Raw genomic sequence first — 20,281 nt, 5'->3', positions numbered from 1 at the left:
GAAAACCCCCGCCAGATCCAGGACCTGGCGGGGGTTTCTCAGGCTCGCGCCGTTAGGCGCTCACCCGCTCGGCTTATTGGCAAGCTTCGCAATCCGGCTCGTCGATGGCGCAAGCCTTCGGTACTGGAGCCGGGCCGGCTGGCGCAGCCGCCGCAGCGGGAGCTGCCAGGACCGAGTCGTCGCCGTGGTTGCCGCCGCTGGAAACAGCGTTCAGCTTGCCGGTGTTGATGGTCGACTTCTCGGTGCTGGTCGCGGCCAGGGCACGGAGGTAGTAGGTGGTCTTCAGGCCACGGTACCAGGCCATGCGGTAGGTCACGTCCAGCTTCTTGCCCGAGGCGCCGGCGATGTACAGGTTCAGCGACTGAGCCTGGTCGATCCACTTCTGGCGACGGCTGGCGGCGTCGACGATCCACTTGGTTTCCACTTCGAACGCGGTCGCATAGAGCGCCTTGAGCTCCTGTGGAATACGCTCGATCTGCTGTACCGAACCGTCGTAGTACTTCAGGTCGTTGATCATCACCGAGTCCCACAGGCCGCGGGCCTTCAGGTCGCGAACCAGGTACGGGTTGATCACGGTGAATTCGCCCGACAGGTTCGATTTCACGTACAGGTTCTGGTAGGTCGGTTCGATCGACTGCGATACGCCGGTGATGTTGGCGATAGTCGCGGTCGGTGCGATGGCCATGATGTTCGAGTTGCGGATACCTTTCTGCACGCGGGCACGTACCGGCGCCCAGTCCAGGGTTTCGTTCAGGTCGACATCGATGTACTTCTGGCCACGGGCCTCGATCAGGATCTGTTGCGAATCCAGCGGCAGGATGCCCTTGGACCACAGCGAGCCCTGGAAGGTCTCGTAGGCGCCACGCTCGTCGGCCAGGTCGCAGGAAGCCTGGATCGCGTAGTAGCTGACCGCTTCCATCGACTGGTCGGCGAACTGCACGGCAGCATCGGAACCGTAAGGGATGTGCTGCAGGTACAGCGCGTCCTGGAAGCCCATGATGCCCAGGCCGACCGGACGGTGCTTGAGGTTGGAGTTCTTCGCCTGTGGCACCGAGTAGTAGTTGATGTCGATGACGTTATCGAGCATGCGTACGGCGGTGTTCACGGTGCGCTGCAGCTTGGCGGTGTCCAACTTGCCGTTGACGATATGGTTCGGCAGGTTGATCGAGCCCAGGTTGCAGACGGCGATTTCGTCCTTGTTGGTGTTCAGGGTGATCTCGGTGCACAGGTTCGAGCTGTGGACCACGCCCACGTGCTGCTGCGGGCTGCGCAGGTTGCACGGGTCCTTGAAGGTCAGCCATGGGTGGCCGGTCTCGAACAGCATCGAGAGCATCTTGCGCCACAGGTCCTTGGCCTGGACCACCTTGAACAGCTTGATCTTGTTGTACTCGGTCAGGGCTTCGTAGTACTCGTAGCGCTCTTCGAAGGCCTTGCCGGTCAGGTCGTGCAGGTCCGGCACTTCCGATGGCGAGAACAGGGTCCACTTGCCGTCGTCGAAGACACGCTTCATGAACAGGTCGGGGATCCAGTTGGCGGTGTTCATGTCGTGGGTACGACGACGATCGTCACCGGTGTTCTTGCGCAGCTCGATGAACTCTTCGATGTCCATGTGCCAGGTTTCCAGGTAGGCACAGACCGCGCCCTTGCGCTTGCCGCCCTGGTTGACCGCCACGGCGGTGTCGTTGACCACTTTCAGGAACGGCACGACGCCCTGGGACTTGCCGTTGGTGCCCTTGATGTACGAACCCAGCGCGCGGACCGGTGTCCAGTCGTTGCCCAGGCCGCCGGCGAATTTCGACAGCATGGCGTTGTCGTGGATCGCGCCGTAGATGCCCGACAGGTCGTCCGGCACGGTGGTCAGGTAGCAGCTCGACAGCTGTGGACGCAGGGTACCGGCGTTGAACAGGGTCGGGGTGGAAGCCATGTAGTCGAAGGACGACAGCAGGTTGTAGAACTCGATGGCGCGCTCTTCACGCTGCTTCTCTTCGATCGCCAGGCCCATGGCCACGCGCATGAAGAAGATCTGCGGCAGTTCGAAGCGGATACCGTCCTTGTGGATGAAGTAACGGTCGTACAGGGTCTGCAGGCCCAGGTAGGTGAACTGCTGGTCGCGCTCGTGGTTGATCGCCTTGCCCAGCTTCTCCAGGTCGAACTCGGCCAGTACCGGGTTCAGCAGTTCGAACTCGATGCCCTTGGCGACGTAGGCCGGCAGGGCCTTGGCGTACAGGTCGGCCATCTCGTGGTGGGTGGCGCTTTCGGCCACGCCGAGGAAGCCCAGGGCTTCGGCGCGCAGGGTGTCCATCAGCAGGCGGGCGGTCACGAACGAGTAGTTCGGCTCGCGCTCCACCAGGGTGCGGGCGGTCATCACCAGGGCGGTGTTGACGTCTTTGAGGGCCACGCCGTCGTAGAGGTTCTTCAGGGTTTCGCGCTGGATCAGGTCGCCGTCGACCTCTTCCAGGCTTTCGCAGGCTTCGCTGACGATGGTGCTCAGGCGGCCCATGTCCAGTGGTGCTAGGCTGCCGTCGGCGCGGGTGATGCGAATCGACGGGTGAGCGTTGACCGGCTCTTCGGCCGGCGCGCGGGTGGCGCGTTCCTTGGCACGCGAGTCACGGTAGATCACGTAGTCGCGGGCGACTTTCTGCTCGCCGGCACGCATCAGGGCCAGTTCGACCTGGTCCTGGATTTCCTCGATGTGGATGGTGCCGCCCGAAGGCATGCGGCGCTTGAAGGTGGCGGTGACCTGTTCGGTCAGGCGCGCCACGGTGTCGTGAATGCGCGACGAGGCAGCGGCGGTGCCGCCTTCAACTGCAAGGAACGCTTTGGTGATGGCGACGGTGATCTTGTCATCGGTGTAAGGAACGACAGTGCCGTTACGCTTGATCACGCGCAGTTGGCCTGGCGCGGTGGCGGACAGATCCAGAGTCGAATCGGAAGCCTGCGGCACAGTGCCCTGCGGGTTCTCGCGAGTTGTGTCGGTTTGCATGGGTGTCTCCACGTTCTTTATGTTTGTTTGGGCACCATGACGGTGCCCACCGTTCCGTCCTGAAGCACTACAACCGACGAGTGTCGTCGGGCATAACCACTTCGGGACAGTAGGAAGGGGGCTTTTGGCTCCGCTTCCTTGCCGAAGTTTCGCTGGCGGCGGGTCAGCGACCCGCTGCCGAATTCCTGGTGGTTGACAGCTTGCTACTGCAACACCCGTACCGTTTTCCCGCGCAACAGGGGGAAAAGGCTGCCATCCGCAGGCGCGGTTTGGTCTTCGAAAAATCTGTTTAGTTCAACCCCTCGGGAGCAAGAAAAAAGCTTGAGTTTTTCGTCCGAAATATGTTGGGGCTTGAGGTGGAGAAACCCTAGATGTAGGGTTTTTTTTCCACGGGGGTACAAGATAATGCGTTTTTGGGGGGATTGCAACGGACTACCTGTGGATAAGACTGTGCGTAATTTGTGTATGAAAGGCTGAAGTCGCGCGTAGGCCGCAGCAGCACTGCATCGGACCGTTTGTCACTGTTTTTTACCGCCTGCAAACGTCCGTGACGGATTTTTGCGGGCGCGAACCCTATCACAGAAAAAGCCTGTTACCGAGTGCTGATTCAAGCCTGTGTGCTATTGCCGCACCGTTGCTACAATCGGCCGGTCACATGCTTTGATCATCCGCCCGAATCATTACAAAAAGACGGGCGGAGCCTTTCCCAACCGATATGCGTACGTAGAGGTAGCCCGTGGAGCAAGAGGCCTGGCAGGTATTGATAGTCGAGGATGACGAGCGTCTGGCCGAACTGACCCGCGAGTACCTCGAGGGCAATGGCTTGCGGGTTTCCATCGAGGGCAACGGCGCCCTGGCGGTCGAGCGGATCGTGCGCGAGCAGCCGGACCTGGTGATCCTCGACCTGATGCTGCCCGGCGAGGACGGCCTGAGCATCTGCCGCAGGGTCCGTGATACGTATGACGGGGTGATCCTCATGCTCACCGCGCGTACCGACGACCTCGACCAGATCCAGGGCCTGGACCTGGGCGCCGACGACTACGTCTGCAAGCCCGTACGCCCGCGCCTGCTGCTGGCGCGGATCCAGGCGTTGCTGCGGCGCAGCGAGCCGTCCGAGAGCGCCACGCCGCCGGTCCGCCGCCTGCAGTTCGGCCCGCTGGTGATCGATGAGGCACTGCGCGAGGCCTGGTTGGACCAGGCCGGCATCGAACTGACCAGTGCCGAATTCGACCTGCTGTGGCTGCTGGTGGCCAACGCCGGGCGGATTCTGTCCCGGGAAGAGATCTTCACCGCGCTGAGGGGGATCGGCTACGACGGCCAGGACCGCTCCATCGATGTGCGCATTTCGCGCATCCGCCCGAAGATCGGTGATGACCCCGAACACCCGCGGCTGATCAAGACCATTCGCAGCAAGGGCTATCTGTTCGTGCCGGAAGCGGCGGCAGAACGGGTCCTGTGAACTCGATCTTCCTGCGCATCTATGGCGGCATGTGTGCCGCCCTGGTGCTGGTGGCGCTGCTTGGCGTGCTGGCCTTTCACCTGCTCAACGAGGTGCGTGGCGAGCAGTACCGCGAGCGGCTGGCCCACGGGACCTTTTCACTGATGGCCGACAACCTGCAGCCGATGGCCGACATTGAGCGTCGTCGGGCCCTGGTGGTGTGGGAGCGCCTGCTGGGTATCCCGCTGTCGCTGCAGTCGATCAGTGCCGCCGGCCTCGATCTCGGGCAGCGCACCCGGGTGCTGCGCGGCCAGGCCCTGGTGGTACAGAGCGGCCCGCATGCCGCGCGGGTCTACCGCCTGATCAGTGAGCAGGAGCAGTTGCTGCTGGCCGGGGACGTCCAGCAGATCAGCGAGCAACTGGCGCGGGCCACCATCTATCTGCTGGCCGATGAGCTGGTGCGCTACCCGGTCGCCGCGCAGCCGGCCCGCCTGGCCGCCTTGAAGACGGACAAGGGCTTCGGCTTCGACATGCGCCTGGTGGGGCTCGACCGGGCGGACATGGATGAGGACCAGCGCCGGCGCATCACCGAGGGTGACACGGTCATGGCCCTCGGCAAGGGCGGTGATTCGATCCGGGTATTTGCCGGGGTGGCGGGAACGCCCTGGGTCCTGGAGATCGGCCCGCTGTACCAGATGAACCCTTATCCGCCGCAGTGGCTGGTGCTGATCGCGGTGCTGGGGCTGAGCCTGATCGGCCTGATTGTCTACCTGCTGGTCCGCCAGTTGGAGCGGCGCTTGCGTGGCCTGGCCTCGGCCGCCACGCGAATCGCCCAGGGCAGCCTGGAAACCCGCGTCCCGGCCGGCGGTGCGGATTCCATCGGGCGCCTGGCCGGGGCCTTCAATGACATGGCCGAACACCTGCAACGTTCGCTGATGATCCAGCGCGAGCTGGTGCGGGCGGTCTCCCATGAGCTGCGTACGCCGGTGGCGCGCCTGCGTTTCGGCCTGGAAATGGTCGGGGACGCGGCCACCGAGCAGGCCCGCGTCAAATACCTGGAAGGGATGGACAACGATATCCAGGACCTGGATCGCCTGGTGGATGAGATGCTCACCTATGCGCGGCTGGAGCAGGGCTCGCCGGCGCTGAACTTTCAGCGTATCGATCTCGATGCCATGGTCAACCAGGTGATCGGCGAACTGGCGCCGTTGCGCGCCGAGGTCCGGGTTTCACGGGGCATCTGCCTGTCGGCGGCAGACTGTGACGACGCCTGGGTCGAGGCCGAGCCGCGCTACCTGCACCGGGCGCTGCAGAACCTGGTCACCAATGCCATGCGCCATGCGCAGTCGCAGGTCAGCATCAGTTACCAGGTGGGGCAACTGCGTTGCCGGATCGATGTCGAGGATGACGGTCCCGGCGTACCGGAGAGTGCCTGGGAACGGATCTTCACCCCGTTCATGCGCCTGGACAACAGCCGTACGCGGGCTTCGGGCGGGCATGGGCTGGGGTTGTCGATCGTCCGGCGGATCATTCACTGGCACGATGGGCGGGCGCTGATCGGCAAGAGCAAGAACCTGGGCGGGGCCTGTTTCAGCCTGAGCTGGCCGCGGCATCAGGAGAAAGTCTGAGGAGCACCGCCGGATTCAGGCCGCAATGCTGACCAGGCTCAGCAGATGTTCCCCTTGCACCACGTACTGGGCATCCAGCTCGGTACCCTGGCGCCATTCGCCGGAGAGGTCGGTCAGCAGGCGCATCCGCACCTGCCCCCGTGTGTCCCACTCCAGCACTTCGGCATGCTCGAAATAGAAACGCTGCAGTACCAGCGGGTACAGCGCCTTGAACAGGCTTTCCTTGACCGAGAAGGTCAGGGTCACCGCCAGGGAGACCCGTTCGGCGGGGCCGGCCGCCAGGCGTTGCAACTCGTCCGGCGTGAGGATTTCGCCGGCCAGGCGTTCGGCCCGTTCGTGGGGCAACAGGTTTTCCAGGTCCATCCCCAGGCCGCGCCAGTGCTGTTTGTCGGCGACGATGGCGGCGGCCCGCCCGGTGCCATGGGTGATCGAGCCACAGGTATGGCCTGGCCAGACGGGCGCGCGGTCTTCCCCGATGGCCGGTACGCAGTCGGTGCCGTCCAGCTTCAACAGCGCGGCGCGGGCGCAGATGCGACCGGCGAGGAATTCGGCCTGGCGCTTGGCAACCGAGCGCTGGATACTCGCCGGCGCCGCGATCCGGCTGCGCTGGAAGTCGTCCGGCGCCAGTCGTGTCGCGTCGAAGTGGGTGCCCAGCAGCACGCTGTGGGGCACGGCCACGGGCAGCGGCCAATGGTCGTCGAGTGGTGTGCAGCAGGCGGGGAGGATATGGGGTGGATTCATGCCGGACATTCTGCCGGCTCGGGCCGGGGCTGGATAGTGGCGAATTCGATTCGGGCTGTGTTCAGGGGGAGTTCAGGGCCACTTGGGTACCCTGTAACGGTGATGATGCGCCGGGTCTGCAAGTGCTGGTTGGCCGTATCTTTTACGAAACACTTTGGCAGAACTGAGTTACCGTTAGTGGTGATGCAATGCCCGTATCGTTGGAGAGCGTTATGAAGTTGCTGGTGGTAGAAGATGAGGCGTTGCTGCGCCATCACTTGCAGACCCGGCTGACCGACAGCGGCCATGTGGTCGAGGCGGTGGGCAATGCCGATGAGGCGCTGTACCAGACCGAACAGTTCAATCATGACCTGGCGGTGATCGATCTTGGCCTGCCCGGCATGGGCGGGCTGGACCTGATCCGCCAGTTGCGCACCCGTGGCAAGGCCTTCCCGATCCTGATCCTGACCGCTCGCGGCAATTGGCAGGACAAGGTCGAGGGGCTGGCCGCCGGGGCCGATGACTATGTGGTCAAGCCTTTCCAGTTCGAGGAGCTGGAGGCGCGGATGAACGCCTTGCTGCGGCGCTCCAGCGGCTTTACCCAGTCGACCATCACCGCCGGTCCCCTGTTGCTCGACCTCAACCGCAAGCAGGCCTCGCTCGATGAGCAGCCGCTGGCCCTGACGGCCTATGAGTACCGGATCCTCGAGTACTTGATGCGCCACCATCAGCAGGTGGTCGCCAAGGACCGTCTGATGGAACAGTTGTACCCGGATGACGACGAGCGTGATCCGAACGTGATCGAGGTGCTGGTCGGTCGCCTGCGGCGCAAGCTGGAGGGGCCGGTCGGCTTCAAGCCGATCGATACCGTGCGTGGCCTGGGCTACATGTTCAACGAGCGCTGCCGATGATTCGTTCGCTACGGGTGCGGCTGATGCTGGCCGCCACGACCCTGGCGATTCTGTTCATGCTGGCGCTGCTGCCCGCGATGCAGGGGCCTTCAGTCTGGCCTTGCAGGACGCTATCGAGCAGCGGCTGGCCTCGGATGTCACCACGCTGATTTCCGCGGCGCGGGTGGACAACAAGAAGCAACTGCAGATGCCCACCCTGCTGCCCGACGAGCAGTTCAACCTGCCGGACAGTCGCCTGCTCGGTTATATCTACGACCGCGACGGTCGCCTGGTCTGGCGCTCGCGGGCGACCCAGGAAGAGAACATCAACTACAAACCGCGTTATGACGGCCGGGGCAACGAATTCGCGAAGATCCGCGAAGACAACGGCAACGAGTTCTTCGTCTATGACGTCGAGGTCAAGCTGCTGGGCGGCAAGAGCGCGGCCTACAGCTTCGTCGCCCTGCAGCCGATGCGTGAATACAAGATGACCCTCGCCGGCCTGCGCGAGAAGCTCTACCTGGGCTTCGGCGCGGCGCTGTCGGTGCTGTTGGCGTTGCTGTGGATCGGTCTGACCTGGGGCCTGCGGGCGTTGCGGCGGCTGAGCCAGGAACTGGACGAGATCGAAAGCGGTGAACTGCAGAGCCTCAGCGAGGAGCATCCGCGCGAGCTGTTGCGCCTGACCGGCTCCCTCAACCGCCTGCTGCGTAGCGAGCGCGAGCAGCGCAGCCGCTATCGCGATTCCCTGGACGACCTGGCCCACAGCCTGAAAACGCCGCTGGCGGTGCTGCAAGGTGTCAGTGAGGGGATGGCGCAGCGTCCGCAGGACCGCGACCAGGCGTGGATCCTGCAAAGCCAGATCGAGCGCATGAACCAGCAGATCAGCTACCAGTTGCAGCGCGCCAGCCTGCGCAAGAGCGGCCTGGTGCGACATCAGGTCGAGCTGCGGCCGGTGCTCGACAGCCTCTGCAGCACCCTGGACAAGGTCTACCGTGACAAGCGGGTGCGGGTCGACATCGATGTGCCCGAGTTCAGCCATGTGCCGATCGAGCAGGGCGCCCTGCTGGAACTGCTCGGCAACCTGCTGGAAAACGCCTACCGGCTATGCCTGAGCCAGGTGCGCATCAGCCTGCGCCGTGGTTTGCAGGGGATCGAGGTGTATGTCGAGGACGATGGCCCCGGGGTGCCGCCGGACCAGCGGGCGCGGATTCTCCAGCGCGGCGAACGTCTGGATCGCCAGCATCCGGGGCAGGGGATCGGCCTGGCAGTGGTCAAGGACATCATCGAAAGCTACGACGCCGAGCTGACCCTGGGTGACTCACCCCTGGGGGGGGCATCGTTCCGCATCCACTTCCCGACGCCCTGATGGCCTACAACTCCTGGGCGCGATAGGCGCCCGGGGTCAGGCCGGTCCACTTCTTGAATGCCCGGTGAAACGCCGAGGGCTCGGAGAATCCCAGTTGCTCGGCGATCTGTTGCAACGACAGGTCGTTACGGCCCAGATGGTAGATGGCGATATCCCGCCGCAGTTGATCCTTGAGCTCCTGGAAGCGGGTGCCTTCCTCGCGCAGATGCCGTCGCAGGGTCTGGGCACTGATGTGCAGATGCTGGGCGACGGCCTCCAGGTCCGGCCAGCGGCTGGCGTCGCGGCTGAGCAGGCGGCGCAATTGACTGCTCAGGCTGTCGCCGTCATCGGGGCGGGCCAGCAGGTCGGCCGGGGCCCGCCGCAGAAACTGCTTGAGGGTCCGTTCGTCCTGCAACAACGGCATGCCCAGGTAACGGCTGCTGAAGAGCAGGCTGCTGGTGGGGGCGCAGAATTCCAGCGGGCAGGGGAACAGCAGGTCGTACTCGCTGGCATGGGCGGGACGCGGGTAGTGGAAAGTGGCCTGTTCCAGGCGGATGCGCTGGCCGACCAGCCAACTGCCGAGGCGATGCCAGATCACCAGCAGGCATTCGCAGAGGAAATGTTCCGGGTCCCAGAGATTCGAGGCATCCAGGCTCAGCCGGACCTTGTCGCCCTCGCGCGCAAGACTCAGCAGCGGCCCTTCGGGAAACAGCCGGTAGAACAGCAACCCGCGGTTGAGGGCCTTTTCCAGGTTGCTGCAATGGATCAGCGCGTGGCACATCATGGCGAAGGTGCCGCGCTGGCTGCGACTCTGGCCGAACCCCAGGTATTCGTCATCCAGTTCCAGCCACAGGCCTTGCAGCAACTGGGTGAACTGCTCCGGGGCCAGGCGTGCCTTGGGTTCGCTCAACAGCTCCGGGGCGATGCCCAGTCGTTGCAGCAAGCCCGAGTAGGCGTAGCCCCGGCGACGTGCGCCATCCAGGGCGGCATTGGCAAAGTGGCTGGCGATGCTGCGTTCACGCATGGGGCGGTCCATGTCCGTTGAATGGCGGATCTTAGTCAGGGATGTTGACGCGGAACAAGGCGGATATCCGCCAAAATCCATGGCTGCTGACAGTGGAAGGGCGGAAATCCGCCATCTATTCTGTAAGGGCTGGCTGACAGAAAACGACTGAAAGCCTGATGGCTAAAGGCTTTGACGGAATTTTCCGAAAGTGGCACGCGCTTTGCGATAGGGGAATGGTCTGCCCACGCAGTTCGACAAACAACAAATCCCTCCGGTGCAGGAGGGTTCGTGCTTCAGGTTGCGCATCTGTCAGATGGATGACAGCTGGGTGATCTCTTGAGGAACTTTGCAATGACGACTCGTCAGCCACTGTACAAATCGCTGTATTTCCAGGTCATCGTAGCGATCGCTATCGGTATCCTGCTCGGCCATTTCTACCCACAGACCGGCGTGGCCCTCAAGCCACTGGGTGACGGCTTTATCAAGCTGATCAAAATGGTCATCGCCCCCATCATCTTCTGCACCGTGGTCAGCGGTATCGCTGGCATGCAAAGCATGAAATCGGTCGGCAAGACCGGTGGTTATGCACTGCTCTACTTTGAAATCGTCTCGACCCTCGCTTTGCTGATCGGCCTGATCGTGGTCAACGTTGTCCAGCCGGGCAACGGCATGCACATCGACGTCGCCACCCTGGACGCCAAGAAAGTCGCTGCCTACGTCACTGCCGGTGCGGACCAGAGCGTGGTCGGCTTCATCCTGAACGTGATCCCGAACACCATCGTCGGTGCCTTCGCCAACGGCGACATCCTGCAGGTGCTGATGTTCTCGGTGATCTTCGGCTTCGCCCTGCATCGCCTGGGCGACTACGGCCGTCCGCTGCTGGACCTGATCGATCGCTTCGCCCACGCGATGTTCAACATCATCAACATGATCATGAAACTGGCGCCACTGGGCGCGCTGGGTGCCATGGCCTTCACCATCGGCGCCTATGGCGTGGGCTCGCTGGTGCAACTCGGCCAGCTGATGATCTGCTTCTACATCACCTGCGTGCTGTTCGTGCTGCTGGTGCTGGGCGCCATCTGCCGTGCCCACGGTTTCAGCGTGCTGAAGCTGGTTCGCTACATCCGTGAGGAACTGCTGATCGTACTGGGGACTTCCTCCTCGGAATCGGCCCTGCCACGCATGCTGGTGAAGATGGAGCGCCTGGGCGCGAAGAAATCGGTCGTGGGCCTGGTGATTCCAACCGGCTACTCGTTCAACCTCGACGGTACCTCGATCTACCTGACCATGGCGGCCGTGTTCATCGCCCAGGCGACCGACACCCACATGGATATCACTCACCAGATCACCCTGCTGCTGGTGCTGCTGCTGTCCTCCAAGGGCGCTGCTGGCGTGACCGGCAGTGGTTTCATCGTACTGGCCGCCACCCTGTCCGCCGTCGGCCACCTGCCGGTTGCCGGCCTGGCGCTGATCCTGGGTATCGACCGCTTCATGTCCGAAGCCCGTGCCCTGACCAACCTGGTGGGCAACGCGGTGGCGACCGTGGTCGTGGCCAAGTGGGTCAAGGAACTGGACGAAGACAAGCTGCACGCGGAACTGGCTTCCGGTGGTCGCGCGATCGAAGACGAGCGCACCCTGGACGACCTGGGCGTGGCCGAAGGCCAGGCGCCAAACGTCAAGTAAGCCTCTGCGCAAGTTGAAAGAACCCATCCTCGGATGGGTTTTTTCATGCCTGTCGATGAGCGTTTGCGTCAGTCTTCCCGAGCGTTGTGGTAATTGCCGTCGAGCCATCGGCTGCCTAGTCTTTGAGGCATCGCGCTGATCAGGTAGGTGGCTATGCGGGAATCCGTGCAAGAGACCGTGCAAGTGCCGGCAGCGGGCCCGCTGGCCTCGCTGAAGATTCTCGATTTCTCGACGCTGCTGCCGGGGCCGTTCGCCTCGTTGTTGCTGGCGGACATGGGCGCCGAGGTCCTGCGCATCGAATCGCCCACGCGCCAGGATCTGTTGCGGGTGCTGCCCCCTCACGACCAGGGTGTTGCCGCCAGCCATGCCTATCTCAATCGCAACAAACGCAGCCTGGCCCTGGATCTCAAGCAGGCCCAAGCGCGGGCGATCGTTCATCGACTGGTGCTCGAGTACGACATCCTGCTGGAGCAATTCCGTCCCGGTGTGATGGATCGCCTGGGCCTGGGCTATGAAGCGCTCAAGCGCCTCAATCCGCGGCTGATCTACGTGGCGATCACCGGCTACGGTCAGACCGGGCCCTATCGTGATCGCGCCGGGCATGACATCAACTACCTGGCATTGTCGGGGCTGGCCAGCTACACCGGGCGGGCGCAGGGCGGGCCCTTGCCGTTGGCAATGCAGGTGGCGGATGTGGCGGGGGCTCCCTGCACGGGGTGGTCGGCTTGCTGGCGGCGGTGATCGCCCGGCAGCAGACGGGGCAGGGGCAGTACGTCGACGTGAGCATGACCGATTGCGCGTTCAGTCTGAATGCCTTGGCTGGCGCCGGTTTTCTGGCCTGTGGCGTCGAGCCGGGACGGGAGACGCAAGTGCTCAATGGTGGCAGTTTCTATGACTATTACCGCAGTCGCGACGGGCGCTGGTTTTCTGTCGGCAGTCTGGAACCGAACTTCATGAATGCGTTCTGTGGCGTGCTGGGGCGTCCGGAACTGGCCCGCCATGGGCTGTCGCCCGACCCTGCGCGACAACAGTGGCTCAAGCAGCAGTTGCAAGAGGAGTTCGAGAAGCATGACTACCAGGCGTTGTGCGGGTTGTTTGCCGGCATCGATGCCTGCGTCGAACCGGTGCTGGATCTGGCCGAGGCGGTCGAGCACCCGCAACTGAAGGCCCGGGGCGCCGTGGTGCAGGTGCCACGTGGAGAGGGCGGCAGCCAGGCGCAGATGGCGTGTCCGCTGAAGTTTTCCCAGGGGTTGCCGCAGCCCAGGCATATCGGGGCCGGCGTGGGCGAACATGGGGATGAAGTATTGCGTGGGCTGGGCTACAGCGACGAGGGGATCGTGGCGTTGCGCAGGGCGGGTGTGCTGGGCTGAGCCAGGGGAGGGGCCGTGCCGGCTTTTTCGCGGGCAAGCCCGCTTCCACAAGGGCCGGTGTTGGTCCTGCCGATTACTCGACGCGGACCTCGCCACTGAACACCAGCGTCTGCCGGCAGCGCCGACACAGATAACGGCGCCCCTGGCCGACCAGCCGATGGCGTTGGGCCGAGAAGGGAAAATCACTGTCGGCACAGGGGCAGCGATAGATGTAGCGGGTCACGCTGCGCCGTTGCACTTCATAGGTGTGGCAGCGGTTGGGCGGCAGTTCATAGACGCCGCGCATGATCAGTTGCCATTCCTCGCCATGGGGCTGGATACGGTCGCCGAACAGTTGGTGGGCAATCAGGTGGGCGACCTCGTGGGGTACGGTCTGGCGCAGGAAGTCCTCGCTGTTCTCCCGGTACAACTGTGGGTTGAAGCGCAGCAGGTTCTCGTGCAGGTGGGCGACACCGGCTTTCTGGCCCCGCAGCTTGAGACTGATGGTGGGGCGTTTGAAGGATCGTTTGAAAAAGGATTCGGCTTGCAGGAAACAGTCTTCGACGCGGGTATTGAGTTGCTCGGGCATGCTGTACATCTCTCCAGAGACGTGGAGTATGCCGCAAACCCCGGCGATTCCGAATCCGTCAGGCGCCGAATGGTCGTGCCGACATGAAGAGGCCGCCTTGCGGCGGCCCGTGTCGGCAGTTTTCTGGTTATTCAGTTGGTATAGACCGGGCCCACTCCCAGGCCCCAGACGACCACGGTGAAGGCCATGATCGCCACCAGCACGACCAGCCCGACGGCCAGTACCGAGCTGGAGAACAGGAAACCTTCGTCCGAAGGTATGTTCATGAACGTCGGCAGGCCGACGTACAGCAGATAGACGGTGTAGCAGATCGCCGCCGTGCCGACGATCATGCCCAGCCACATGTGCGGGTAGAGCGCTGCCAGGCCGCCGATGAACAGCGGGGTGGCGGTGTAAGTGGCAAAGGCGACGCAACGCGACAGAGTGGGGTTGGCGTCGTAGGTGCGGGCCATCCAGTGGATGAACGCGCCCATCACCGCCACCCCGGCAAGCATGGCCAGGTAGGACATGATGGTCATCCAGATCGCGCTTTCCTGGGTCAGCATGACCGGCGCCCGGTTGCCGATGACCCAGCCGACCCGGGTGGTGCCGATAAAGGCGGAGACCGCAGGGATCGCGGCAAGAATCAGGGTGTGGGTGAGGTACATGTGGCCGATGCTTTCCTCGGCGTCGCCACGGATCTCCCGCCATTCCTGATCAGGATGGGTGAACAGTCCCACAACGTGATGGATCATCTCAGTCACTCCTTTCGTTATTACCATCGCCCCCCAAACGGAGCGCCGGGACAGACGGCCAGAGTAATCGGAGGTCTGGATATGTCTGCGACCTTATGTCGCAGTATAGAAAGGGCTGGGGCCAATAAAACCGGGGTTTTAGAGCAAATCGCACTGTCGGTCGTGGCTGTAATCGCGTTGTAGCATTTGGTGAAGTACCCCAGAGGGCTTCGCGGGCAAGCCCGTACCCCCAGGATCAGCGTTTCAGGGACTGCCAAGGCCTTGTGGGAGCGGGCTTGCCCGCTTGAGTGCAGCAAAAGCCCCGCCGGCAAGCCCGCGTCCGTCCGCTCCACTCCCACCCCGCTCGGTTTGTGCGTAAAATAGCCGCCTTTTTCGACACACCGCGCGGATTTCAAGGGCTATGGGCACTCTTTCGGTCAATCAGAACAAACTGCAGAAACGCCTTCGCCGGCAGGCGGGCGAGGCAGTCGCCGACTTCAACATGATCGAGGACGGTGACAAGGTGATGGTCTGCCTGTCGGGTGGCAAGGACAGCTACACCATGCTCGACGTTCTGATGCACCTGCAGAAAGTGGCGCCGATCAAGTTCGACATCGTGGCCGTGAACATGGACCAGAAGCAGCCCGGCTTCCCCGAGCACGTATTGCCCGCCTACCTGAAAGAGCTGGGTGTGGAGTATCACATCGTCGAGAAGGATACCTACTCGGTGGTCAAGGAGCTGGTACCGGAAGGCAAGACCACCTGCTCGCTGTGCTCGCGCCTGCGCCGTGGCACGCTGTATACCTTCGCCGACGAGATCGGTGCGACCAAGATGGCCCTGGGGCACCACCGCGACGATATCGTCGAGACCTTCTTCCTCAACATGTTCTACAACGGTTCGCTCAAGGCCATGCCGCCCAAGCTGCTGGCCGACGATGGCCGCAACGTGGTGATCCGGCCGCTGGCGTACTGCAGCGAGAAGGACATCCAGGCCTACTCGGACTTCAAGCAATTCCCGATCATTCCATGCAACCTCTGCGGTTCCCAGGAAAACCTGCAGCGCCAGGTGGTCAAGGAAATGCTGCAGGAGTGGGAGCGCAAGAACCCCGGCCGTACCGAGAACATCTTCCGCGGCCTGCAGAATGTCAGCCCGTCGCAACTGGCCGACCGCAACCTGTTCGATTTCGCCAGCCTGCGTATCGACGAGACCGCCGCCTCGCGTTTCGTCAATGTCGTGAACCTGTAGGGGAAGCGGCATGCGCGACTACAAGTGGCTGCACGAGTACTGCCTGAACCGTTTCGGTTCGGCAGCGGCGCTGGAGGCGCAACTGCCGGTGCCCCGGACCCCGGAGCAACTGCGTGCGCTAGGCGATGATCGCTACCTGTCGCTGATCGCCCTGCGGGTGTTCCGTGCCGGGCTCAAGCACAGCCTGGTGGACGCCAAGTGGCCGGCCTTCGAGCAGGTGTTCTTCGGCTTCGATCCGGAAAAGGTGGTGCTGATGGGCGCCGAGCACCTGGAACGGCTGATGCAGGACACGCGGATCATCCGTCACCTGGGCAAGCTCAAGAGCGTGCCGCGCAATGCGCAGATGGTGTTGGACGTGGCGAAGGAGAAGGGCAGCTTCGGCAACCTGATCGCCGACTGGCCGGTGACCGAGATCACCGGTCTGTGGAAGTACCTGGCCAGGCACGGGCATCAGCTCGGCGGCCTGTCGGCACCGCGGCTGCTGCGTATGGTCGGCAAGGACACCTTCGTGCCGAGCAATGACGTGGTGGCGGCGCTCAACGCCCAGGACATCATCGACAAGGTGCCGACCAGCCTGCGCGACCTGGCGATCGTCCAGGACGCCTTCAACCAGTGGCATGCCGAGAGTGGCCGACCGATGTGCCAGTTGTCGATGATGCTGGCGTTCACCGTCAACCACTGATCCTGCTCCCACAGCGTTTCACTAAGCCGTTTGTGGCAGGCCTTCCCCGGCCAGGCGCCGGTTCAACTGGTGGCGCCAGCGCACATACAGCATCGCGCTGCAGAACACTGCCAGGCTCGCGGCCATTTCCAGTACACCGAACACCTGCCGGTTCGGGTCGAAGGCCGCCAGCGCACCCTTGATGAAGTACAGGTTCACCACATAGCAGGTGAACGAGTGACCGCGGGCACTGCCGGTCAGCATCCCCGGTACCAGGGGCAGCAGCGGGACCAGTTCGATCAGCAGGATCACCCAGGGGCGGGCGCCGTGCAGGTCGGCGAATACCAGGTAATACAGGCACAGCAGACCGATCAAACCGAAGAAGCACGCCAGGGCCAGCCAGCGGCCGAACCTGACGCGCGGTTCCAGCCACTCCTGGCTGGGCAGTACCTTGGGCTTCCTAGCCACGACCTTTCTCCAGTTGCAACGCCGTCTTCGCCAGGCGCTGGCCGAGAGCGCGGCACAGGGCGATTTCATGTTCGTCCAGCGGGCGCTTGCCATCGCTGCCGGTGTGGTGGCTGGCACCGTAGGGCGTTCCGCCGCCACGGGTATCGAGCAGTGCCGATTCGCTGTAGGGCAGGCCGGTGATCAGCATGCCGTGGTGCAGCAAGGGCAGCAGCATCGACAGCAGGGTGCTTTCCTGGCCGCCGTGCAGGCTGGAGGTGGAGGTGAACACCGCACCCGGCTTGCCCACCAGGGCGCCGGTCAGCCACAGGTTGCTGGTGCCGTCGATGAAGTACTTCAGCGGCGCCGCCATGTTGCCAAAGCGGGTCGGGCTGCCCAGCGCCAGGGCCGAACAGTGCTTCAGGTCGTCGAGGCTGGCATACAGCGCGCCTTCCTCGGGGATGGCCGGCGCCACCGCCTCGCATTCGCTGGAGATCGCCGGAACGGTGCGCAGGCGTGCCTCCAGGCCGGCCTGCTCGACGCCACGGGCAATCTGCCGGGCCATTTCGCGGGTGGAGCCGTTGCGGCTGTAGAACAGCACCAGAACGTACGGCTCGCTCACGGCAGGATCTCCAGTACCTTCTCCGGCGGCCGGCCAATGATGGCCTTGTCGCCAGCGACCAGGATCGGCCGTTCCATCAGCTTCGGATGGGCGGCAATGGCGGCGATCAATTGCTCCTCGCCGAGCTGGCTGTCGGCCAGGTTCAGGCTCTGGTACTCGTCTTCGCCGCTGCGCAACAGTTGTCGGGCGCCGATGCCGAGCTTGCCCAGCAGGCTGCGCAACTGGGGCGCGTCGAGTGGGGTTTCCAGGTAGCGCACCACGGTCGGGGCCAGGCCACGGGCTTCGAGCAGTTCCAGCGCACCACGGGATTTCGAGCAGCGCGGGTTGTGATAGAGCGTCAGATCGGTCATGTGCGGGTCGCATCTTGCCTAAGGTGGCGGGTATTCTACCTGCCTGGCGAGCGCTCCTGAACCGTACGAGGTAAATGGTCGCAGTCGATGACTCATTTGACGGGGGATTGCACACATGGCAAGGCGATTGGCAGCCGTACTGGCGATGATGGGCGCGCTGCTGCTCAGCGGTTGCGGTAATGACTACGGGGTTGACCAGCACGGCCAGAAGGTGGCGGCCGAGCGCCTGGACAAGCACTGGAAGGTGGTCAACTACTGGGCGGAATGGTGCGGCCCGTGCCGCACCGAGATTCCCGAGCTCAACGCCCTCTCCGAACAGCTCAAGGAGCAATCGGTGGGTGTGTTCGGGGTCAACTTCGACGGTTTGCAGGGCGATGACCTGGCCAAGGCGGCCGAAGCGTTGGGGATCAGGTTCACGGTGCTGGCGCAGGACCCGGCGGATCTTTTCGAGCTGCCTCGCAGCGAGGCGTTGCCGGTGACCTACATCATCGACGACAAGGGCAAGGTGCGCGAGCAACTGATGGGCGAGCAGACCGCGGCCGGTGTGCTGGCGAAACTCAAGGCGCTCAAGGGCTGAGCGCTGACCCGGCAGACGTCACGGCGCCTTGGGTGAAGGCGCCGCGCAACGGCCGGGCCGTCAGCCTTCTTCAGACCACAGGCGCAGTGGTTGGCCCCGGGCTGGCCAGAAGCGTACCTGTTCGACGGGGGAGATGTCCCAGCGCTGAACGTTTTCCAGCGCCTGCAGGAAGCGTTTCTCCTGCTCCATCAGGGCAGGGGCGCAGAGTTTGCGGGTGCTGCCGACCTTGCCGAAGCTCAGGTTGTCGCCGTCCAGGGTGTAGGGGGCGAACCAGTGGTTGCAACCGCCGCTGCCATAGGCCCGGCCGTCATCGCCAAGGGTGACGGTCAGGTGGCTGTTGTCGATCAGTGGACGTTCCCCGATCCACTCCAGCACATAGCTGTGATCCTGTTGCAGGTGCACACGGTCGCCGGCACAGCCCAACAGGCTGGTGGCCAGCATCCCCAGAATCACCGCTTGTTTCATCATATTGCCTCCTGGCATTTCGGGCAGAGGTGCTTCTCGCCCTGGGTGGTCCAGCCCAGCTCGGCGATACGGGCCGTGGCTGCGGGTTTCTGTGCCGAGGTGCCGAGCTTGGCGTCCACGGCGAATTCGAAGTCCAGCTGTTTGGCGCAGCTGTCGCAATTGACCTGCCACTGGTGGATGGCCAACTCGCCGAACACCGGCCCACGGGCCATGGCGGTCCACTGCCCGGGCGGGTTGATCAGGTGCCTTACGGTTTCGACGGTCAGGCGCATGGACAGGTCACGGCTGCCCTTGAGGGTGACCAGCAGCACGTCGTCGATGCGGATCGAGCCACCGTTGCCGGTGACCTGGTAGCGACCCGGCACCAGGGCGCGGCATTCGGTCAGGGTGTGTTGCGGGTTCATCAGGCTGTAGCGGAAATCGTGTTCGACCATGGGTCCTCCAAATATGGCCGATATGCTAGCACGCAGAGGCCCGACCGATGGCAGCCGCTTGCGACCTTCGATCCGGTTGGCCGGGCTTTCCCGCCGATCAGCCCTCCACCAGGTTCTGCGGCCGGCCGGCTTGCCAGGCGGCGATGTTGTCCAGGGTGGTGGCGGCGATCGCCGCCAGGGCTTCCTGGGTCAGGAAGGCCTGGTGCGCGGTGACGATCACATTGGGAAAGGTCAGCAGCCGCGCCAGCACGTCGTCCTGCAGCGGCAGGTCGGAGCGGTCCTCGAAGAACAGTTGGGCCTCCTCCTCGTAGACGTCCAGCCCGAGGTAGCCGAGCTGGCCATCCTTGAGCGCGTCGATCAGGGCCGGCGTGTCCACCAGGCCGCCGCGCCCGGTATTGATCAGCATGGCCCCGGGCTGCAGGTGGGCGAGGCTGTCGCGGTTGATCAGGTAGCGGGTGTCGGCGGTCAGCGGGCAATGCAGGCTGATGATCCGCGACTGGGCGAGCAGTTCCGGCAGTTCCAGGTAGCGGGCGCCGAGGGCCAGGACCTCCGGGTTCGGGTAGGGGTCGTAGGCCAGCAACTGGCAGCCGAAGCCGGCCATGATCCGTGCGAAGGTCGCGCCGATCTGGCCGGTACCGACGATGCCGACGGTCTTGCCGGCGAGGTCGAAGCCGGTCAGTCCGTGCAGGCTGAAGTCGCCCTCGCGGGTACGGTTGTAGGCCCGGTGCAGGCGACGGTTGAGCGCGAGGATCAGCGCCACCGCATGTTCGGCCACGGCGTGGGGCGAGTAGGCGGGTACGCGGACCACGCTCAGGCCCAGGCGCCGGGCGGCGGTCAGGTCGACGTGGTTGTAGCCGGCCGAACGCAGCGCGATCAGGCGGGTGCCGCCGGCGGCCAGTTGTTCCAGTACCGGGGCGCTCAGGTCATCGTTGATGAAGGCGCAGACCACCTCGTGCCGCTCGGCCAGAGGCGCGGTATCCACGCTCAGGCGCGCGGCCTGGAAGTGCAGTTCGAGGCCGGCGGGCGGGGCGCTGGCCTGGAAACTGTCGCGGTCGTAGGTCTGGCTGCTGAAGAGTATTCCACGCATGACGATTTTCCTTTCGAAAGTGACCGGCAGCCTAGCGCCGCTCACCTGGGC

General features: G+C 63.9%; 18 protein-coding genes and 2 pseudogenes. 9 read left to right on the top strand and 11 right to left on the bottom strand.

The features are described 5' to 3' along the window. Positions 1-73: 73 nt before the first annotated feature. Positions 74-2,983 (bottom strand): ribonucleoside-diphosphate reductase subunit alpha, encoded by a 2,910-nt coding sequence (locus ACZ5KU_RS24500; protein WP_464736398.1) that lies wholly within the window; start codon positions 2,981-2,983, stop codon positions 74-76. A 736-nt stretch (positions 2,984-3,719) separates the two neighbouring features. On the opposite strand from ACZ5KU_RS24500, the gene ACZ5KU_RS24495 reads away from it, so the two are divergent. Together ACZ5KU_RS24495 and ACZ5KU_RS24490 are read left to right on the top strand one after the other, a co-directional pair. After that, positions 3,720-4,442 carry a response regulator gene (locus ACZ5KU_RS24495; RefSeq protein WP_054057127.1) on the top strand — a complete coding sequence of 241 codons (723 nt, stop codon included), beginning with the start codon at positions 3,720-3,722 and terminating at the stop codon, positions 4,440-4,442. After that, entirely contained in the window at positions 4,439-6,049 is a 1,611-nt protein-coding gene (locus ACZ5KU_RS24490) for an ATP-binding protein (RefSeq protein ID WP_464736397.1), read from the top strand. The genes ACZ5KU_RS24495 and ACZ5KU_RS24490 overlap by 4 nt, the downstream gene beginning before the upstream one ends. Positions 6,050-6,064: 15 nt before the next feature. On the opposite strand, the gene ACZ5KU_RS24485 is transcribed toward ACZ5KU_RS24490, so the two are convergent. Continuing rightward, positions 6,065-6,790 carry a 4'-phosphopantetheinyl transferase family protein gene (locus tag ACZ5KU_RS24485; RefSeq protein WP_464736396.1) on the bottom strand — a complete coding sequence of 242 codons (726 nt, stop codon included), beginning with the start codon at positions 6,788-6,790 and terminating at the stop codon, positions 6,065-6,067. Between the two features lie 212 nt (positions 6,791-7,002). On the opposite strand from ACZ5KU_RS24485, the gene ACZ5KU_RS24480 reads away from it, so the two are divergent. Further along, positions 7,003-7,680 (top strand): response regulator, encoded by a 678-nt coding sequence (locus ACZ5KU_RS24480; RefSeq protein ID WP_054057130.1) that lies wholly within the window; start codon positions 7,003-7,005, stop codon positions 7,678-7,680. Beyond that, positions 7,677-9,025 (top strand): annotated as a pseudogene (locus ACZ5KU_RS24475) (ATP-binding protein). Before ACZ5KU_RS24480 ends, ACZ5KU_RS24475 begins: the two are co-directional and overlap by 4 nt. 4 nt (positions 9,026-9,029) lie before the next feature. Here the strand turns inward: ACZ5KU_RS24475 and ACZ5KU_RS24470 are convergent. Then, on the bottom strand, positions 9,030-10,028 hold the full coding sequence (locus ACZ5KU_RS24470) for an AraC family transcriptional regulator (protein ID WP_054057132.1): 999 nt from the start codon (positions 10,026-10,028) through the stop codon (positions 9,030-9,032). Positions 10,029-10,361: 333 nt separating this feature from the next. Here ACZ5KU_RS24470 and ACZ5KU_RS24465 point away from each other — a divergent pair, with 333 nt between their 5' ends. Together ACZ5KU_RS24465 and ACZ5KU_RS24460 are read left to right on the top strand one after the other, a co-directional pair. Further along, a complete protein-coding gene (locus ACZ5KU_RS24465) occupies positions 10,362-11,693 on the top strand; it encodes a dicarboxylate/amino acid:cation symporter (RefSeq protein ID WP_054057133.1) in 1,332 nt (443 codons plus the stop codon). Positions 11,694-11,846: 153 nt separating this feature from the next. After that, positions 11,847-13,063: pseudogene (locus ACZ5KU_RS24460) on the top strand (CaiB/BaiF CoA transferase family protein). 73 nt (positions 13,064-13,136) lie between these two features. Here ACZ5KU_RS24460 and ACZ5KU_RS24455 read toward each other — a convergent pair. Both ACZ5KU_RS24455 and ACZ5KU_RS24450 read right to left on the bottom strand, forming a co-directional pair. Next, positions 13,137-13,631 (bottom strand): SprT family zinc-dependent metalloprotease, encoded by a 495-nt coding sequence (locus tag ACZ5KU_RS24455; protein WP_054057148.1) that lies wholly within the window; start codon positions 13,629-13,631, stop codon positions 13,137-13,139. 131 nt (positions 13,632-13,762) lie between these two features. Next, entirely contained in the window at positions 13,763-14,365 is a 603-nt protein-coding gene (locus ACZ5KU_RS24450; protein ID WP_054057135.1) for a Yip1 family protein, read from the bottom strand. A 400-nt stretch (positions 14,366-14,765) separates the two neighbouring features. On the opposite strand from ACZ5KU_RS24450, the gene ttcA reads away from it, so the two are divergent. Both ttcA and ACZ5KU_RS24440 read left to right on the top strand, forming a co-directional pair. Continuing rightward, positions 14,766-15,590: a tRNA 2-thiocytidine(32) synthetase TtcA gene (ttcA, locus tag ACZ5KU_RS24445; RefSeq protein WP_017902139.1), complete on the top strand. Its 825-nt coding sequence runs from the start codon at positions 14,766-14,768 to the stop codon at positions 15,588-15,590. Between the two features lie 10 nt (positions 15,591-15,600). Continuing rightward, on the top strand, positions 15,601-16,272 hold the full coding sequence (locus ACZ5KU_RS24440; protein ID WP_054057136.1) for a DNA-3-methyladenine glycosylase I: 672 nt from the start codon (positions 15,601-15,603) through the stop codon (positions 16,270-16,272). A 21-nt stretch (positions 16,273-16,293) separates the two neighbouring features. Here ACZ5KU_RS24440 and ACZ5KU_RS24435 read toward each other — a convergent pair whose 3' ends face one another. The 3 genes from ACZ5KU_RS24435 to arsC are packed head-to-tail and all read right to left on the bottom strand — an operon-like array spanning position 16,294 to position 17,667. Continuing rightward, complete coding sequence (locus ACZ5KU_RS24435) at positions 16,294-16,719, bottom strand: DUF2069 domain-containing protein (RefSeq protein ID WP_054057137.1); 426 nt, start codon at positions 16,717-16,719, stop codon at positions 16,294-16,296. After that, a complete protein-coding gene (gene wrbA / locus ACZ5KU_RS24430; RefSeq protein WP_054057138.1) occupies positions 16,712-17,317 on the bottom strand; it encodes an NAD(P)H:quinone oxidoreductase in 606 nt (201 codons plus the stop codon). Before wrbA ends, ACZ5KU_RS24435 begins: the two co-directional genes overlap by 8 nt. Further along, positions 17,314-17,667, bottom strand: a complete 354-nt coding sequence (gene arsC / locus ACZ5KU_RS24425; RefSeq protein ID WP_054057139.1) for an arsenate reductase (glutaredoxin) — start codon at positions 17,665-17,667, stop codon at positions 17,314-17,316. Before arsC ends, wrbA begins: the two co-directional genes overlap by 4 nt. Positions 17,668-17,782: 115 nt before the next feature. Between arsC and ACZ5KU_RS24420 the strand changes: the two genes are divergently transcribed. Further along, entirely contained in the window at positions 17,783-18,244 is a 462-nt protein-coding gene (locus ACZ5KU_RS24420; RefSeq protein ID WP_054057140.1) for a TlpA disulfide reductase family protein, read from the top strand. Positions 18,245-18,304: 60 nt separating this feature from the next. Here the strand turns inward: ACZ5KU_RS24420 and ACZ5KU_RS24415 are convergent, their stop codons facing one another. The 3 genes from ACZ5KU_RS24415 to ACZ5KU_RS24405 all read right to left on the bottom strand — a co-directional run bounded on the left by ACZ5KU_RS24415 (position 18,305) and on the right by ACZ5KU_RS24405 (position 20,230). Further along, a complete protein-coding gene (locus ACZ5KU_RS24415; protein WP_464737432.1) occupies positions 18,305-18,709 on the bottom strand; it encodes an META domain-containing protein in 405 nt (134 codons plus the stop codon). Next, complete coding sequence (locus tag ACZ5KU_RS24410) at positions 18,709-19,143, bottom strand: hypothetical protein (protein WP_273825934.1); 435 nt, start codon at positions 19,141-19,143, stop codon at positions 18,709-18,711. The genes ACZ5KU_RS24415 and ACZ5KU_RS24410 overlap by 1 nt, the downstream gene beginning before the upstream one ends. 97 nt (positions 19,144-19,240) lie before the next feature. Beyond that, positions 19,241-20,230 (bottom strand): 2-hydroxyacid dehydrogenase, encoded by a 990-nt coding sequence (locus ACZ5KU_RS24405; RefSeq protein ID WP_054063108.1) that lies wholly within the window; start codon positions 20,228-20,230, stop codon positions 19,241-19,243. Positions 20,231-20,281 lie beyond the last annotated feature (51 nt).

The organism is Pseudomonas sp. Tof1 (assembly GCF_055390395.1).
The sequence above is the reverse complement of the archived record's forward strand: the minus strand, read 5'-3'. Positions and strand labels throughout refer to the sequence as shown.